The organism is Quadrisphaera sp. KR29 (assembly GCF_052644995.1).
On record NZ_JBQXXG010000001.1, the window covers coordinates 403,682 to 417,033 of the forward strand.

Consider the following 13,352-nt stretch of genomic DNA (forward strand, 5'->3'; position numbering starts at 1 on the left):
GGCAGCGCGGCCGTGGGTCGCCCGCTGCCGAGCCCCGTGGAGGTCCCGCTGTGCCGTCCGACCGCGGAGCCGGGGCAGGGCTCGTCGAGCCCTCCGGGGCCGCCGTGGACGTCCGCGAGCGCCCCGGCTCGGGCTCGGCGCGGGCCAGCTGGCCCGGCAGCCGGGCCTCCCGCGGCGAGGCGGCACCGCTGCGCGGCCGCCGGTCCGCGCTGACCGACGCCGGTGGGCCGTCGGCCCTGGCGGCCGTGCCGGGCCAGCGCTCCACCACCGCCCTGGCCACCCCGCCGGACGGGCTGGCCGAGCTGGCGGCGCTGCTGGGCCTGCCGGGCCAGCGCAGCGCCCCGCCGTCGTGGGCCGGCGACTGGTCCGACGGCATGCCGGCGGCGCACCCGTCCGCGCCGGTCCCCGCGCCGGCCGCCCACCCGTCGGGACCGGTGCCCGCCCTGAGCGGCTGGCCCACCACCGAGGAGATCGCCGCCCTCGAGGCACCGCTGCGCCGCCGCCGTCGTGCGGCCTCGCTGCCGGCCGCTGCCCCCGCCGCCCCCGCTGCCTGGGCGGCAGCGCCGCCGGCGGCTCCCGCCGCTCCGGCGCCGGCGCCCTCGGACCCGGCCGTGCCGCTCACCCGCCGGGCCCGCCGGGCGGCCTCCGGCCCCGCCGACCTGCAGCCGCGGTCGACCGAGCCCGCGCGCCCTGGCAGCCGCCGGGCGCTGCGCGAGCAGGCGGCCCTGGCCGGCCAGCTCCCCGGAGCGGCCCTGGCTGCGGCCCCGACCCCGGCACCCGCCGCCCCGGTCCGGGAGGGCAGCGCGGAGCAGCCGACCCGCTCCGACACCGACGTGCTGGCCCAGCTCGAGGCCCTGCTGGCCGAGCCGACGGGCGCTGACGAGCTCGACCTGCGCACCGACCCGCTCTTCCCCGGCCTGGGCTGGACGCGGCACCGCCCCGAGACCGGCGCGCCCGCCGCGCCCGTCGAGGAGGTGCCCGCACCCGCGCCGCGGCCGGCGGCCCCCGTGACCCGGCCCGTCGGCATCACGCCCGTCGTGCTGGCCCCCGCGCCGGTCGCCGCCGCCGTCGCCGAGGCCCTGGCCGAGCAGGACGAGGCGGCCGCGCCCGGCCCGGCCTTCGCCCCCCGCCGCGGACGTGGCGCCCACCGCCTGCCCCGCCGCGTGCGCGTCGCGCTGCCTCACGTCGCGGTGGTCGGCGCGCTCGGCGTCGCCACCCTCGTCGCCCCCCTGGTCGGCACGCACCTGCGCGCCGAGGCCGACACCACCACCGGCAGCAGCGCCGACGCCGGGGCGAGCACCGCGAAGGCCGCCGCGGCGGCCGGGCTGTCGAGCGCCACGGACCTCGTCGCCGAGCGCGCCGCGCAGGCCCTCACGCTCTCGCGCACCTCGGCCCGCGAGGCGGCCGTGCAGGCCGCCACGGACCGCGCGGCGGCCGCCCAGGCCGCCGCCGAGCAGGCCGCCCTGGCCCAGCAGCAGGAGCTGGAGCGCCAGCGGGCCGAGCAGGAGGCCGCCGCCCGGGCCGCCGCGGAGCACCAGGCGGCGGTGGAGCGGCTCGTCGGCCAGTGCAGCGGCACCCGACCCGACACCAGCGGCACCCGCAACGGGCGCCTGACCGACGGCCAGATGTGCGACCTGTGGGTCGGCGGCCACCAGCTGCGCTCGGACGCCGCCGTCGCCTTCGCCGAGCTGAACCTCGCCTACCGCGAGCACTTCGGCAAGGACATCGTCATCACCGACTCCTACCGCTCCTACGCCGCGCAGGTCGCGGTGCGCCGCCAGAAGCCCCGCCTGGCGGCCGTGCCGGGCACCAGCGAGCACGGCTGGGGCCTGGCCGTCGACCTCGGCGACGGGGTGCAGAACAGCGACGAGCACTACGACTGGCTCATCGAGAACGCCCCGAAGTTCGGGTGGGACCACCCGGCGTGGGCGCGCAAGGGCGGCAGCGGCCCCTACGAGCCGTGGCACTGGGAGTTCGTCGCCGGGGAGTGAGCCCCGTCAGCGGCCCCCGGGTGCGCTGGTAGTCTCAACGGGCCGCGCCAGCGGCAGCCGCCCCCGTAGCTCAGGGGATAGAGCACCGCCCTCCGGAGGCGGGTGCGCAGGTTCGAATCCTGCCGGGGGCACCCCCGGGCGGCAGCCCCGACCACGACGTCCTCCATCACGGCCCCGCTCGCATGCCTGCGAGGCATGCCGGCGGCCCCTCGCAGGCACTGGACAGCCACCGGTGGCCCCGTCCAGGCTCGCCGGGTGCACGACGGCGCCGTCAGCACGGCACGGACACCGCGGCGACGGCGGACGCGGTGCCCGGCGCCCGCGGTCCCGGGGTCGCCCCCTCCCGAGGCGCTCTGACACGCTGCGCCGCGAGAGCACCGGCGTCCTCACCGACGCGCCACCGACCCCAGCACCCGACGAGCGCACCGACAGGGAGCACGCATGAGCACCACCAGCGAGTACCGGGTCGTCAACCCCGCCACCGGCGAGGAGCTGGCGACCTACCCGACCGCCACCGACGCCGAGGTCGAGGCGGCCATCGCCGCGGCGACCGACGCGCACCGCGGCTGGTCGCGCGCCAGCACCGCCGCCCAGCGAGGGGAGCTGGTCCGCCGGGTGGCGCAGCTGCACCGCGAGCGCCGCGAGGAGCTGGCCGACGCCATCGTCCGCGAGATGGGCAAGCCGCGGGAGGCGGCGCTCGGCGAGGTCGACTTCGCCGCCGACATCTACGAGTTCTACGCCGACCGGGCCGAGCAGCTGACGGCCGACCAGCCGATCGAGCTGCTGGGGGGTGAGGGCAGCGCCGTCGTCCGCCGCGCCTCGCTCGGCCCGCTGCTGGGGATCATGCCGTGGAACTTCCCCTACTACCAGGTCGCCCGGTTCGCCGGCCCCAACCTCGTGGTGGGCAACACGATCCTGCTCAAGCACGCCCCGCAGTGCCCGGTCTCGGCCGAGCTCATCCAGAAGGCCTTCGACGACGCCGGCGCCGAGCTGGGCGTGCCCCGCGGCGCCTACGTCAACGTGCGCCTGTCCAACGACCAGGCCGCCGCCGTCATCGGCGACCCGCGCGTGGCCGGCGTCTCGCTGACCGGCTCCGAGCGCGCCGGCGCGGCCGTGGCCGAGGTCGCCGGGCGCCACCTCAAGAAGGTGGCCCTGGAGCTGGGCGGCTCCGACCCGTTCGTGCTGCTGTCCACCGACGACCTCGACGCGGTGGTCGAGCAGGCCGTCGCCGCGCGCCTGGACAACACCGGCCAGTCCTGCAACGCCGCCAAGCGCTTCATCGTGGTCGACGACCTCTACGAGCCGTTCGTGGAGAAGCTCACCGCCGCGATGGCCGCGGCCACCACGGGCGACCCGTTCGCGGACGGCACCGACCTCGGCCCGCTCAGCTCCCTGGCCGCCGCCGAGCGCCTGGCCGACCAGGTCGAGCGCGCCGTGGCCGCCGGCGCCACGCTGGTGACCGGCGGCACCCGCGACGGGGCGTTCTTCGCGCCGACCGTGCTCACCGACGTGGTGCCGGGCAACCCGGCGTACTCCGAGGAGCTGTTCGGCCCGGTGGCGGTGGTCTACCGCGTCGCCGACGAGGACGACGCCGTGGAGCTGGCCAACGACACCGCCTACGGCCTGGGCTCCTACGTCTTCACCACCGACGCCGCGCAGGCCGACCGGGTGGCCGACAGGATCGAGGCCGGCATGGTCTTCGTGAACTGCGTGCTGGCCGACTCCCCGGAGCTGCCCTTCGGCGGCGTGAAGCGCAGCGGCACCTCCCGGGAGATGGGCACGCTGGCCGCCGACGAGTTCGTCAACAAGAAGCTCATCCGCGTCGCGGGCTGACGGCCGTCTGGCCGCTCCACCCGGCGTGGTCATGGGCGGGGGCCCCCCCCCGCCGGGGGGGGGGCCCCCGCTCAACCCCCGGGGGGGGCGCCCCCCGCCGCAAGGCGGGGCGGGGGGGGCGCCCGCCCCCGCCGCCCCCCCCCCGCCCCCGGGGCGCCCGTGGGCCGCGTGGCGGGCGCCCCCCCCCCCCCGCCCCCCCCCCCCCCCCCCCCCCCCCCCCCCCACCCCCGGTGGTCAGTCGAGCAGCGCCCACCCGAGGTCGCGCAGCGCGGCCTCCAGGACGGTGCGCGCCGCCGGCAGCACGGAGACCTCCGCCAGGCCCACGGGCTGCCCCGGGGAGTGCTCCAGGCGCAGGTCCTCCAGGTTCACCCCGGCCGCGCCGACGTCGTGCAGCAGCCGCGCCAGCTCACCGGGGGCGTCCGGCACCAGCACCGTCACCACCGCGTACGACGTCGGCGGGGCGCCGTGCTTGCCGGGCACCCGGGCGCGGCCGGCACCGCCGTCGGCGATGAGGCGGGCCACCGCGGCCAGCGCCCCGGGGCTGTTCGCCGCAGCGTCGGCGGCGTCCTGCACCGTGTCGAGCTGCTCCAGGGCGGCCAGCACGGCGTCGAGGTCAGCGCGCAGGTCGCGCAGCACCGCCGCCACCGGGCCGGCGTTGGCGCCCAGGATCTGCACCCACAGCGCCGGGTCGGACTCCGCGATCCGCGTCACGTCGCGCAGGCCCTGCCCGGCGAGCTCGACGGCCGGCTCGGGGGCCTCGCGCAGCCGCGCCGCCACCAGCGAGGCCGCCACCTGCGGCACGTGGGAGACCAGGGCCACGGCCTCGTCGTGGGCACCGGCCTCCATGACCACCGGCACCCCGCCGAGGTCGTCGGCGAGGTCGCGCACGGCCGCCACCGCCTGGGCCGAGGAGGTCGGCGTGGGGCACATCACCCAGGGCCGGCCCGCGAACAGGGTCCCGCGTGCGGCGACGGCCCCGGAGCGCTCCCGCCCGGCCAGCGGGTGGCTGCCGACGTAGCGGGCCAGGGCCCGCTCCCCCGCGGTGCCGGCCAGCTGGCGGCGCAGGTCGGCCAGCACCGTGAGCTTGACGCTGGCGACGTCGGTGACCACGGCCTCGGGCCAGCACGCCAGCTGCTCGGCCACCACCGCCCCGGTGACGTCCGGCGGGGAGGCGACGACGACGAGGGCCGGCGGTCCGTCACCGGGCTGGCGCAGCCGTCCCGCGCCGAGGTCGCGGGCGAGCGCGGCGGCCGTCGGGGAGGGGTCGGCCAGGGTCGTCTCGACCCCGCGGGCGCGCAGCGCCAGCGCGGCGCTGGTGCCCAGCAGGCCGGTGCCGACCACGTGGACGGGTCCGCGCGTGCGCGCGTGCAGCGTCGTCACCGGCGGCGCGCCATCAGCGGCCGCCCTGGCGGCGCTGCTGGCCGCCGCGGGCCTTGGCCGCCTTGGCGTTCTTGGCGGCGCGGGTCGACTTCGAGGAGGCCGCGGTGCGCCGCGCCGCGCCGGTGACCATCTGGATGCCGCGCCGGTCCGGGGCCTTGGCCACCGGGCGCTGGCCCTTGGGCCGCGGGGTGCGCGCCCCCGGCTGCGAGCCGGGCCCGGCGCTGCGCAGGGTGGAGACCTCCTCGCGGGTCAGCGAGCGGGTCACGCCGGGGCGCAGGTCGCCGAGCTGGATCGGGCCGATGGCCGTGCGCGCCAGGCGGATGACGGGGTAGCCCACCTCCTCGAGCATGCGGCGCACGACGTGCTTGCGGCCTTCGTGGAGGACCACCTCCACGAAGGCCTTGCCGGGCGCGGAGTCGACCAGGCGGAAGGAGTCGGCCCGGGCGAGGCCGTCCTCGAGCTCCACGCCGTCGCGCAGGCGCTTGCCGATGCCGCGCTCCACGGGGCCGTGGACCTCGGCGACGTAGGTGCGGGGCACCTCGAAGGAGGGGTGCTGCAGGCGGTGGGCCAGGTCGCCGTCGTTGGTCAGCAGGATGAGGCCCTCGGTGTCGACGTCGAGCCTGCCGACGTGGAAGAGGCGCACGCCCTGCTCGGTGCGGTCGTCGAGGATGTCCGCCAGCGTCAGGCGGCCCTCGGGGTCGGACATGGCCGACAGGTACCCGCGGGGCTTGTTCATGGCCAGGTAGACCTTGCTGGTGTCGAGCTGGAGCAGCATGCCGTCCACCTCGACCTGGGCGGTGGCCGGGTCGACGCGGACCCCGAGCTCGGTGACGACCTCCCCGTCCACGCGCACCCTGCCGCGGGCGATGAGCTCCTCGCAGGCGCGCCGCGAGCCCATGCCGGCCCCGGCGAGCACCTTCTGCAGCCGCACCCCGTCCGGGTCGTGCACGTCGTGCTCGCCGCGCCCGTCGCGCTGCTGTCCTCGCTGGTCCCGCTGCTGGCTCACTGCTGCTCTCCTGCTCCGCCGCGTCTCACGGCCCGTCGTCCAGGGCGTCGAGGATCGCGTCGATCTCCGTGTCGTCCGGCAGGTGCGGCGCCAGCGGAGGGAGGTCCTCGAGGCTGTCGACACCGATCTTCTCCAGGAAGGCGGTGGTCGTGCGGTACAGGGTCGCACCTCCGGGGCCCTGGCTGCCCGCCTCGGTGACCAGCCCCCGCGTCAGCAGCGTCCTCACCACGGAGTCGACGTCGACCCCGCGCACCGCCGCCACCCGCGCCCGCGTCACCGGCTGGGTGTAGGCGATGACGGCGAGGGTCTCCAGCGCGGCCCGGGACAGGCGCGCCGAGGCCGCCTCGCCGGTGAAGCGGGCCACGAGGTGCGCGGCGTCCGGGCGGCTCCAGATCCGCCAGCCCCCGGCCGCTGCCCGCAGCTCGAAGCCGCGCTGCTCGTCGCGGTAGGCCGCCGCCAGCTCGGTCAGCGCCCGCCCGACCCGCTCGGGCGGCACGCCGAGGCCGTCGGCGAGGTCGTCGGTGGGCATGGGGGCGTCGACCACCATGAGCACCGCCTCCAGCGCCGCGCGCAGCCCGCCGGGCAGCCCGTCGACGCCGTCGTCGTCCCGCTCGGTCCGGTCGGGGGCGCTCACGCGCCGTCCCCAGGGCGCTCGCGCAGGTCCGGCGCCCCGCGCCAGCGCACCAGCAGCGGGCGGTCGGGGTGGGCCTGCTCCAGGTCGAGCTCGCCGCGGCGGTACAGCTCCAGCACCGCCAGGAAGCGCCCGACCACCAGGGCCACGCCCACCTGGTCGGCGTCCGCGACGAGGTCGGCGAAGGCCACCGGCTGCGGACCACCCCCGCCGCAGCCGGCCGCGAGCCGCTCGCGCAGCAGCGCCACCTGCTCGGGGATGCTCACCGCGGGGGCGTGCAGGTGCTCCAGGTCGACCCGGGCGGGCAGCGGGCGCCTGCCCCGCGCGGGCGCCGTGAGCGCGGCGGCGGCCAGCGCCGCCAGCTGCTCCGGCGTCGTGGCCAGGACCAGGTCGGGCAGCGCCCGCTCCACCAGCGGGTCGGCGGCGCCGGTCCCGCCCGGCCGCGGCGCGCTGAGCGCCCCGGTGGCCAGCCGCTGGGCCAGCACCGCGGCCACCTCGGCGTAGGCGCGGTGCTGCAGCAGCCGCGCGAACAGCAGGTCGCGCGCCTCCACCAGCGCCGCGGACTCCGCGTCGAGGTCGTCGCCCTCCTCGCCGGGCAGCAGCCGCGCCACCTTGAGGTCGAGCAGGGTGGCGGCCACCACGAGGAAGCCGCTGGCCTGGCCCAGCGCTGCCACCTCGGCGGCCGGGCCGTCCTCGGGACGGGCGTCGGCGGCGGCCAGCATCCGGCGCAGGTGGGCGATGAACTCGTCGGTGACCGCGGCCAGCGCCACGTCGGTGATCTCCAGGCGCCGCCGGGAGATGAGGCCGAGGAGCAGGTCGAAGGGACCCGAGAAGTTCTCGAGGTGGACGTCGAAGGCGGGCGCGTCGCGGTCGGTGAGCACCCCGCCGGGAACCCCGGGCGGCGGCGCGGCGGGCGGCCCGGCGGGCGGCGCCGCAGCGGTGGGGCCCGCGCCGGGGCCGGCCGGTCCGCTCTCGGACGGGCCAGCGGCGCGGGGCGCCGGGAGCACGCTCGGTCCGGCGCGCTCAGGCCGCGGCGCCGCGCGCGACCAGCTCGCGCGCCAGGCGGCGGTAGGACTCGGCGCCGGAGTGCTCGGGGGCGTAGGTGGTGATGGGCTCCCCGGCCACCGAGGCGTCGGGGAACTTCACCGTGCGCCCGATGACGGTGTCGAACAGCGTGGAGCCGAAGGCCTCCACCACGCGCGCGATGACCTCGCGGGAGTGCAGCGTCCGCGCGTCGTACATCGTGGCGAGGATGCCGTCCACGGCGAGGGCGGGGTTGAGCCGGTCCTGCACCTTCTCGATGGTCTCCACCAGCAGCGCCACCCCGCGCAGCGCGAAGAACTCGCACTCCAGCGGGATCACCACGCCGTGCGCGGCGGTCAGGGCGTTGACGGTCAGCAGGCCCAGGGAGGGCTGGCAGTCGACCAGGACGACGTCGTAGTCGTCGGTGCCGGTGCGCAGCGCCCGCACCAGCGCCTGCTCGCGGGCCACCTCACCGACCAGCTGGACCTCGGCCGCTGACAGGTCGATGTTGGCGGGCAGGATGTCGACCCCGGGCAGGCGGGTGGGGACGACGACGTCGGCCACCGTCGCGCGCCGGTCCATGAGCAGCGTGTAGACGGTGTGCTGCAGCTCGTGCGGGTTCACGCCCAGGCCCACCGACAGCGCGCCCTGCGGGTCGAAGTCGACCAGGAGCACCTTGCGGCCGTACTCCGCGAGCGCCGCGCCCAGGTTGATGGTGGTGGTCGTCTTGCCGACCCCGCCCTTCTGGTTGCACATGGCGATGATGCGCGCCGGACCGTGCCCGGACAGGGCCGGCGGGACGGGGAAGTCGACCAGCGGACGGCCGGTGGGACCGAGCAGGCCCTGCTTGCCGCTCTGCTGGCCGCCCTGCTGGCCGACCTGCACGCCGCGGGCCTGCAGGTCGCTCGTCATGGTCGGGAACACTACCGCAGCGGGGTGCTCCGGACGGGTGAGAGCGGGCCGGCCCGACGGCGCGGCGGCGACGCTGCGTGGCGGCTCAGCCGAGGGCGCGGGGGTGCGCTGCGGCGTAGACCTCGCGCAGCGCGTCGGCGGTGACCATCGTGTAGATCTGCGTGGTGGTGACGCTGGCGTGGCCCAGCAGCTCCTGCACCACGCGGACGTCGGCGCCGCCCTCGAGCAGGTGCGTGGCGAAGCTGTGGCGCAGCGTGTGCGGGGTGACGGGGTGCTCGGGGCTGCCGACGCCGGCGCGCTCGGCGGCGGTGCGCAGCACCGCCCAGGCGCTCTGGCGCGAGAGGCGGGCTCCGCGGCTGTTGAGGAACACGGCGCCGGCGCCGGCGGCGTCCTGCGCGGTGCCGGCGGCGGCCAGCGCCGGGCGGGCGCGCACGAGGTAGGCGGACAGGGCCTGCACGGCGTAGGAGCCCAGCGGCACCACCCGCTCCTTGCCGCCCTTGCCGCGCAGCCGCAGCAGCGCGGCCCGGCCCCCGCCGTCGTCGCGGGCGCCGTCGCCGTCGCCGTGCTCTCCGAGCACCTCGTCGGGCAGGTCGTCCACGTCGAGGCCGACGGCCTCGGAGATGCGCGCCCCAGTGCCGTAGAGCACCTCCAGCAGGGCGCGGTCGCGCACCGGCACCGGGCCCTCGCCGAGGCCGGAGGCCTCCAGCAGCGCCAGGACGTCGGCCACGGGGACCGCCTTGGGCAGCCGGCGGGGCGCGGAGGGCGGGCGGACGGCCGCGGCGGGGTCGGCCGGGGTGGCCCCCTCCAGCGCCAGGAAGCGGTGCCAGCCGCGCACCGCGACCACGGCGCGGGCCGCCGAGGAGGCCGACAGCGGCGGCCCCGCCTGCCCGGGGGCGGCCTCCGGCGGTGCGGTGGCGGCGCCGGTGCGCAGGTCCTGCAGGTGCGCGGCGACGTCGGCCTCGCCCACGGCGGCGAGGTCGGTGCGCCCGCGGCAGCGCAGCCAGGTGGCGTAGCGCTCCAGGTCGCGGCGGTAGGCGGCCAGGGTGTTCTCGGCCAGGCCGCGCTCCACGCGCAGGTGCGCCAGGTACTGGCCCAGGGCGCGGGAGAGGGCGTCGGCAGGGGGCGGGGCGCCGGGGCCCGGCGGGGCCTGCGGCGAGACGAGCACCTCAGCCCCCACGCACCTCACTGTAGGCGGGCGGCACGCGGCAGGCTGTCGGTGTGCGAGAACGACGTCACGGGCGCCCTGGCGGGCGTCCCGACACCTCCGCCCCGGTCGAGGGGACCTTCACCACGAGCACCGGGCAGGCGGCCTGGGTGCCCGAGCACGACGGGTCCTGGACCCTCTACGTCAACGGCGTGCCCAGCTCGCCGGTGCGCGTGGGCGACCCGGCCGCGCTGGACTTCGAGTACCTGCAGTGGATGGCCGACGCGGTCCGGCTGGTGCTGCCGCCCCCCGGTGGCGCCGCGGAGCCGGGGCGGGTGGAGCCGGGGCGGGTGGAGCCGGGGCGGGTCGCGCCGCTGCGGGCGGTGCACCTCGGCGGCGGCGCGTGCGCCCTGCCGCGCCACCTGGCCGCGGTGCGCCGGGAGGCGGGCCAGCCGGTGCGCCAGGTGGTGGTGGAGCTGGACGCGGAGCTGGCCGTCCGGGTGCGCGAGTGGGTGGACCTGCCGCGCTCCCCCGAGCTGCGCATCCAGACCGCCGACGCCCGCGCCGGCCTGGCGGCGCGGCGCGACGCCTCGGCCGACCTCGTGGTCCGCGACGTCTTCGCCGGTGACTCCACCCCCCGGCACGTGAGCACGTGGGAGTTCCTCCTGGACGTCGCCAGGGTGCTCGCCCCGGGCGGGCTGTACCTGGCCAACACCGTGGAGCGGACCTCGCCGGTGGGCCTGAAGGCCGAGGTCGCCACGCTGCGCTCGGTGTTCGCGCACACCGCGGCCGCCATCGAGCCGGGCGTGCTGCGGGGTCGCCGGCACGGCAACGCGGTGCTGCTGGGCAGCGCCTCGCCGCTGCCGCTGGCGGCGCTGACCCGGGTGCTGGGCGCAGGGGCGGCGCCGGCGCGGCTGCTGCACGGGGAGGCGCTCGAGCAGCACGCGGCCGGGGCCCACGTGGTGCTCGACCCCCTCCCGGCCGCTCCCACCCCGACCGCCTGACGCCCAGACAGGTGGCGGACGCCCATGATCACGGCAGACCGTCCGTGATCATGGGCGTCCGCCACCTCCGCGGGCCCGGCTGCGCAGGGGGTCAGACCGCCTGCAGGTGCACCAGCGTCACGGTCAGCGGGTGGCGCCGCGGCAGCACCAGCCCCACCGAGCCGAGCACCGCGCCCGGCAGCGCGGCACCGCCCAGCGGGCCGTCGGGGTCGACGTCGCCCGAGCGCCAGCCCAGCGCCGCGTTGGCGCGCGCGCCGCGGTCGGGCTCGGGCACCGGCCCGACCCAGCGGGCGCGGTAGCGCAGCTGCGGCTCCAGCCCGGGGTCGCCGGGCCCCCAGGCCACCGGCAGCCGCACCGGGACCGGGTGCTCCACCCAGGACTCCCCCAGCTGCACCTGCGCCACCAGCGCCTGCGAGCCGTCGAGGGCGACCACGCCGTGGCTGCGCACCGCCGGGTCCGGGGAGTCCGCGCGCCACGTGCGCCCGGAGTGCAGCAGCCCGCGGTGCTCCTTGAACACCGCCACCCACGCGGCCAGCCGCGCCCGGTCCTCCTCGGTGGCCGTCGAGACGTCCCACTCGACGCCGAACGCGCCGAACAGCGCCGTCGCCGCGCGGAAGTCGAGCGGGACCGTGCGGCGGGTCTGGTGGGAGACCGGTGCGGAGACGTGCGCGCCGAGGTGCTCCGGCGGCGCCTGCTGCACCATCCAGCGCTGGACGTCCTGGCGCGCCACCGCGTCGGTCATGTCCGAGGTCCACACGCGCTGGACGTGCTGGAGCACCTCCAGGTCCACGCGGCCGCCGCCGGAGGCGCAGCTCTCCCACTCCACGCCGGGGTGCAGCGCGCGCAGCTCGTCGAGCAGGCGGTAGTACCCGGCGGTGTGGGCGCTGACCACGGGGCGGCCACCGGCGGCGACGCCGCCGGCCTCGAGCAGGTCGCGGTTGTGGTCCCACTTGACGTAGTCGACCTCGACGGCGTCCAGCACGGCCGAGACCGCGTCGCGCACGTGCTCGCGCACCTCGTCGCGGGACAGGTCCAGCACCAGCTGGCCGCGCTCGAGGGTCGGCGTGGTGCCGCGGGCGGCGAGCACCCAGTCGGGGTGGTCGCGGAACAGGTCGGAGTCGGGGTTGACCATCTCCGGCTCGAACCACAGGCCGAACTGCATGCCGTAGCCGTGCACGGCGTCGGCCAGGGCGGGCAGCCCGCCCTGCGAGGCCGGCCAGGCGTCCTCCGAGACGGTCCAGTCGCCCAGCCCGGCGGTGTCGTCGCGGCGGGCGCCGAACCAGCCGTCGTCGAGCACGAAGCGCTCGACGCCGATCGAGGCGGCCAGCTCGGCCAGGTGCAGCAGGTGCGGCAGGTCGTGGTCGAACCAGACCGCCTCCCACACGTTGAGCGTCACCGGCACCGGCCGCCGCGGCGCCGCGCCGGTCTGCTCGCCCACGGCGCGCAGGAAGGTGTGGTTGGCCGCCGCCAGGCCGTCCAGCCCGCGGGTGGAGGAGCCCAGGTACAGCCACGGCGTGGTGTACGTGGCGCCGGGGTCCAGCACCACCTCCCCGGGCAGCAGCAGCTCACCACCGCCCAGGGTGGTCTGCGTGGACGGCGAGCGCTCCAGGCGCTGCACGGTGTTGCCGCTCCACCCGACCGAGGCGCTGCGCACCTCCCCGGCGTCGAAGCCGAAGCCCGGGGTGCCGACGACGACGTCGCCGGCGGCGTCGTGCCCGGTCTTGCCCGTGCGGTTCTCGCGCAGCCACAGCCCGTCGCGCACCGGGGCGCGCTGCGGCACGCGCTCGTGCAGCCAGCCGCCGGTGTGGTCGAGCACCTCCGCCGCCTCGTCCGGCAGCGGCACCAGCACCTCCAGGCCCTCCAGGGAGTACGGCGAGGCGCCGGCGTTGGTCAGCGCGTGCCGGGCGCGCAGCAGCCCGCCCGGCAGCGCCTCGAGCTCGGTGCGCAGGCCCAGGCCCGCCACCGGGTCCTCGGCGAGGACGACGACGCGCGGTGCGGCCACCCTCGGCGCGCCGCCGTCCCCCTCCTGCTGCGGGGCGTCCAGCTGCAGGTCGGCGAGGCGGAAGGCGGTGGACCAGGCCGGGTCCTCACCCGGCGCCGGCCGGGGGCGGTGCCCGCGCAGCGCGGGGCGGGCGTAGCTGCCGGTGGAGTGCTCGGGCAGGACGGCGAGCCCCTGCACGCCGAGCAGGCCCCGGCGCACCGCCACGACGTCGTCGGCGCTGGCGCCGGCGACCTGCGAGGCCGGGCCCCACCACACCGCGCGGGGCAGCGAGCCGTCGGCGGGCACGGCCAGCGCCAGCGCGGCGGCCTCCGCGCCGGCGTCGGGACGGGTCAGCAGGACGGCGGTGGGGTGGGCGGGCACGGGTCCTCCCGGGACTCGGGTCAGGTGGGCGGGGCCGGCGGACGGGCTGGGGGAACCGTGCCGCAG

10 protein-coding genes and 1 tRNA gene are annotated in these 13,352 nt (G+C 78.3%); 4 read left to right on the forward strand and 7 right to left on the reverse strand.

The window, feature by feature from the left end:
• Nucleotides 1–50: 50 nt before the first annotated feature.
• The 3 genes from ACUN9U_RS01680 to ACUN9U_RS01690 all read left to right on the forward strand — a co-directional run bounded on the left by ACUN9U_RS01680 (nt 51) and on the right by ACUN9U_RS01690 (nt 3,824).
• Nucleotides 51–1,991 (forward strand): M15 family metallopeptidase, encoded by a 1,941-nt coding sequence (locus ACUN9U_RS01680; RefSeq protein WP_445483182.1) that lies wholly within the window; start codon nt 51–53, stop codon nt 1,989–1,991.
• A gap of 59 nt (nt 1,992–2,050) precedes the next feature.
• Nucleotides 2,051–2,122: transfer RNA gene (locus ACUN9U_RS01685), tRNA-Arg, on the forward strand.
• A gap of 310 nt (nt 2,123–2,432) precedes the next feature.
• Nucleotides 2,433–3,824: an NAD-dependent succinate-semialdehyde dehydrogenase gene (locus tag ACUN9U_RS01690; RefSeq protein ID WP_445483183.1), complete on the forward strand. Its 1,392-nt coding sequence runs from the start codon at nt 2,433–2,435 to the stop codon at nt 3,822–3,824.
• Between the two features lie 234 nt (nt 3,825–4,058).
• Here ACUN9U_RS01690 and ACUN9U_RS01695 read toward each other — a convergent pair whose 3' ends face one another.
• The 6 genes from ACUN9U_RS01695 to ACUN9U_RS01720 all read right to left on the reverse strand — a co-directional run bounded on the left by ACUN9U_RS01695 (nt 4,059) and on the right by ACUN9U_RS01720 (nt 9,953).
• Nucleotides 4,059–5,195 (reverse strand): prephenate dehydrogenase, encoded by a 1,137-nt coding sequence (locus ACUN9U_RS01695; protein WP_445483209.1) that lies wholly within the window; start codon nt 5,193–5,195, stop codon nt 4,059–4,061.
• Nucleotides 5,196–5,217: 22 nt separating this feature from the next.
• The gene (locus tag ACUN9U_RS01700; protein WP_445483184.1) at nt 5,218–6,210 is read right to left on the reverse strand and encodes a pseudouridine synthase; all 993 of its coding nucleotides are present in this window, start codon (nt 6,208–6,210) and stop codon (nt 5,218–5,220) included.
• A gap of 25 nt (nt 6,211–6,235) precedes the next feature.
• Nucleotides 6,236–6,844, reverse strand: a complete 609-nt coding sequence (gene scpB, locus ACUN9U_RS01705; protein WP_445483185.1) for an SMC-Scp complex subunit ScpB — start codon at nt 6,842–6,844, stop codon at nt 6,236–6,238.
• The gene (locus ACUN9U_RS01710) at nt 6,841–7,722 is read right to left on the reverse strand and encodes a segregation and condensation protein A (RefSeq protein WP_445483186.1); all 882 of its coding nucleotides are present in this window, start codon (nt 7,720–7,722) and stop codon (nt 6,841–6,843) included. The genes scpB and ACUN9U_RS01710 overlap by 4 nt, the downstream gene beginning before the upstream one ends.
• Before the next feature lie 142 nt (nt 7,723–7,864).
• Nucleotides 7,865–8,776 (reverse strand): ParA family protein, encoded by a 912-nt coding sequence (locus ACUN9U_RS01715; protein ID WP_445483187.1) that lies wholly within the window; start codon nt 8,774–8,776, stop codon nt 7,865–7,867.
• Nucleotides 8,777–8,861: 85 nt separating this feature from the next.
• The gene (locus ACUN9U_RS01720; RefSeq protein ID WP_445483188.1) at nt 8,862–9,953 is read right to left on the reverse strand and encodes a site-specific tyrosine recombinase XerD; all 1,092 of its coding nucleotides are present in this window, start codon (nt 9,951–9,953) and stop codon (nt 8,862–8,864) included.
• Between the two features lie 137 nt (nt 9,954–10,090).
• On the opposite strand from ACUN9U_RS01720, the gene ACUN9U_RS01725 reads away from it, so the two are divergent.
• Nucleotides 10,091–10,924 carry a spermidine synthase gene (locus ACUN9U_RS01725; RefSeq protein ID WP_445483189.1) on the forward strand — a complete coding sequence of 278 codons (834 nt, stop codon included), beginning with the start codon at nt 10,091–10,093 and terminating at the stop codon, nt 10,922–10,924.
• 91 nt (nt 10,925–11,015) lie between these two features.
• Here the strand turns inward: ACUN9U_RS01725 and ACUN9U_RS01730 are convergent, their stop codons facing one another.
• Complete coding sequence (locus ACUN9U_RS01730) at nt 11,016–13,286, reverse strand: alpha-galactosidase (RefSeq protein WP_445483190.1); 2,271 nt, start codon at nt 13,284–13,286, stop codon at nt 11,016–11,018.
• Nucleotides 13,287–13,352 lie beyond the last annotated feature (66 nt).